Below are 1,419 nucleotides of genomic sequence, written 5' to 3'. Positions count from 1 at the left end.
CGGTTGCGTCCACGGGAGTGGTGTACGACTTGCCCGTGATGGGCGTGTTGCGTAGATGAGAGACGGCCACCGCGTCGATCCTTCAAGACGACCAAGTCAGAGAAGGAAGAGAGAACGCGATGGCCGCATCAGAGAGTGTGAACCCTGCTGACCTGCTGCGCGAGCAGATCGAGGGCGCGTCGCCGGATGTGTTGCGGGCGATGGTGAAGACGTTTGCGCAGGCGTTGATGTCCGCCGAGGCGGATGCGATCTGCGGTGCCGGGTATGGGCAGCGCAGTGAGGAGCGGGTCAACTCGCGTAACGGTTACCGGACGCGGGAGTGGGACACCCGGGCGGGCACGATCGATCTGGCGGTGCCGAAGCTGCGCGCCGGTTCGTACTTTCCGGACTGGCTGCTTTTGCACCGTCGGCGAGCCGAGCAGGCGTTGGTGTCGGTCGTGGCCACCTCGTATCTGCTCGGGGTGTCGACTCGTCGGGTGGAGAAGCTGGTCGAGCAGCTCGGTGTTCGGCAGTTGTCCAAGTCGCAGGTGTCGGAGATGGCCACGCATCTGGACACGCAGGTGGAGGCGTTCCGCAACCGGCCGTTGGACGCCGCCCATTACCCGTTCGTGTGGATGGACGCGTTGACGATGAAGGTCCGCGAGCATGGCCGAACCGTCAACGTCCACGCGCTCGTCGCGGTCGGAGTCAACGCCGATGGTCAACGCGAAGTCCTCGGCCTGGACGTCGCCTCCGACGAGGACGGCGCCGGCTGGCTGGCGTTCCTACGGTCGTTGACCGCCCGCGGCCTGTCCGGGGTTCAGCTGGTCATCTCCGATGCTCACCGCGGTCTCGTGGGCGCGATCGGTGCCGCGCTGCCCGGCGCGGCCTGGCAACGCTGCCGCACCCACTACCTGCGCAACCTGCTCACCAAGGTGCCCAAGTCGGCGCAGCCGTGGATCGCCACCCTCGTGCGGACGATCTTCGACCAGCCCGACGCCGACGCCGTGCGGGCCCAGTTCGACCGAGTCGTGAGCACCATCGAGGCGAAGTTCCCGACCGCCGCTGACCACCTCGCCAACGCCCGAGAGGACCTCCTGGCCTTCACCGGTTTCCCGCGTGAGATCTGGCGCCAGATCTGGTCGAACAATCCGCAGGAACGGCTGAACAAGGAGATCCGCCGGCGCACCGACGTCGTCGGGATCTTCCCGAACCGGGCGGCGGTCATCCGCCTCGTCGGCGCGGTCCTCGCCGAGCAGACCGACGAGTGGACCGAGGGACGCCGCTACATGGGCCTGGAAATCCTCGCCAAAGCCCGCCTCGTCACCATCCAGCCAGACCAACACGACACCGAACAGGCCGATCACACCCCGATCGCCGCATAGCATCAGACCGGATCCAGCGATGGCCGTCTCTTACACCACCAGCGCGGACGTGACC

General features: G+C 66.7%; 1 protein-coding gene. It reads left to right on the top strand.

From position 1 onward, the window contains the following. Window positions 1-119 precede the first annotated feature (119 nt). Window positions 120-1,364, top strand: a complete 1,245-nt coding sequence (locus AB0H28_RS30075; protein WP_358047521.1) for an IS256 family transposase — start codon at window positions 120-122, stop codon at window positions 1,362-1,364. The last annotated feature ends 55 nt before the right edge of the window (window positions 1,365-1,419 follow it).

It is taken from the genome of Micromonospora sp. NPDC050980 (assembly GCF_040653835.1).
Classification (GTDB): domain Bacteria; phylum Actinomycetota; class Actinomycetes; order Mycobacteriales; family Micromonosporaceae; genus Micromonospora.
Note: the sequence above shows the minus strand (reverse complement) of the source record. Positions and strands in the feature narration are given on the sequence as shown.

Bases quoted from the DNA above. Each gene is read 5' to 3' on its own strand.
- AB0H28_RS30075 (WP_358047521.1), top strand. From the start codon at position 120: ATGGCCGCATCAGAGAGTGTGAACCCTGCTGACCTGCTGCGCGAGCAG.